Annotated in this window: 1 protein-coding gene; it reads right to left on the bottom strand. The window is 35.1% G+C overall.

The window, feature by feature from the left end; all coding sequences use genetic code 11:
• Positions 1-431: 431 nt before the first annotated feature.
• Positions 432-1175, bottom strand: a complete 744-nt coding sequence (locus tag JCM15579_RS19890) for a DUF6261 family protein (protein ID WP_054723044.1) — start codon at positions 1173-1175, stop codon at positions 432-434.
• Positions 1176-1752: the final 577 nt, after the last annotated feature.

Genomic DNA, 1752 nt, shown 5'->3' with positions numbered 1-1752 from the left:
AAATGAAGAGTTGCCAATATCTTGGTGACTCTTTTTTTATGCCTGAAATTTCCTTAGGGTGAGAAGTCTATCCCGATAGAAGCGATAGCGGATCATCGGGAAACCCCAGAGGGATCACTTAAAGAAATGAAGAGTTGCCAAAATATTGGTGACTCTTTTTTTGTGCAGTAAATTTTAAGGCATCTTAACAAGATGTCTATGCTCTCCCCTATTCAGAATTAGCGAATTTTAAATCATCTAAAAAATAAAAACCTCCTTTCGTTAAAAAGGAGGTTTAGTCGTAAAATAAATGCTGTTGGTATAAAAATTATAGAGGATAGATAAATACTGACAAAATGATTATATTTTTGCCATAAGCCGAGGCCCTTAATTCCCTTTTGAAACTTTCGTCGGTTTAACTCGAGAATTTGTGGAGCCTCTGCTTTCTTTATTTATGCCTCTTGTTCCTGGGTTTGTTCTTCTTTAGCGTTTTCGTTTTTGGTAGTGCGTGTTTTCATAATGGTTTGATAGCGCTGTGTACAATCATTAATGAATGCTACCATCTGATTGTATTTTTCGTTAGGAGCTATGCGATTCAACACCTCAATAGCCTCGAACAATTGCTCACAACTCACTCTTAATTCTTTGTACACTCCTAAAGTGTCATACTCCGTTTCCGATGATTCAGCAACAGTTTTATCTTCTTGCTGTTTCAAATATTCTGCATTGTCATCAACCATATCCTGATACCAATCGGTAGCAGACAGTTGCTCTATTAAACTGGTATTTTCAGCGGAGCTGAGTTCTTTAATTAAACTGGTCATTTTAGCCGATTGATCTGCCCTACTCTCAATTTGTAACGACCATCCATGAGACCTGATTATTCTCAACAGACTTTCTGCTTTCTCAGCAGTTGTTGCATTCTTTCGATGAGAGCATGCTTCAATCAAGTTTCTAAATGCAAGGTAAGACTCATCACGACGATGGTCTTTTGCTTTTAGCATATCCGTAAACTTACTGGATCGAGCACGGTTCGACACCGCAACAGCCAACTCGTACCTGGCTGCAAACTGATCAATAGCAGATACAATTTGTAATCCTTCCTTATCGATCGATTTTAGATAAGTTGATATTTCGCCACAGTAACTTAAAAACTCATTTAAGTGCAGCTTTGAAAAATTCATTTGTTCTATCATATTCTATTTTTTTATGATGTGAACCAACAGCATTATTATTAAAACCATTATAAATTTAATTTATTTTGTAAAGCAATAAAACTTTTTTAACATTTTTTTTACCGAAGCACCTATTTCTATTATATATAAGGAGTAATACAAACTCTCATAATTTTACACCTCTAAATTTAATTTACTTAAAAACATCATCACTCTTACCTATCGTAAAATACAATTACAAGTTCACAAAATAGAATCTCCCGAATTTTGAATCATTCCTTTGCTAAAAGAAAGCAAAGAAGTAAGCTTTTGAAACAACAATCTCTTCAATGAGGTGAAGCGATTGTTGTTTCAAAAAATGAGTTCCTCAACCAATTGAGGAAGTACTTTTTTGGAAAAACAAGCTCCTCAGCCAATTGAGGAAGTACTTTTTTGAGAAAACGAACTCCTCAGTCAATTGAGGAAGTACTTTTTTGAGAAAACAAGCTCCTCAATCAATTGAAGAAGTACTTTTTTGAGAAAACGAGTTCCTGAACCAATTCAGGAGATACTTTTTTGAGAAAACGAGCCCCTCAGCCAATTGAGGAGGTACTTTTTT

Source organism: Marinifilum fragile JCM 15579 (assembly GCF_001310955.1).
Taxonomy (GTDB): Bacteria; Bacteroidota; Bacteroidia; order Bacteroidales; family Marinifilaceae; genus Marinifilum; species Marinifilum fragile.
This window is presented reverse-complemented; position numbering and strand designations above follow the sequence as displayed.

Excerpts from the sequence above, each read along its gene's own strand:
- JCM15579_RS19890 (WP_054723044.1), bottom strand. The coding sequence starts at position 1,175 with ATGATAGAACAAATGAATTTTTCAAAGCTGCACTTAAATGAGTTTTTA.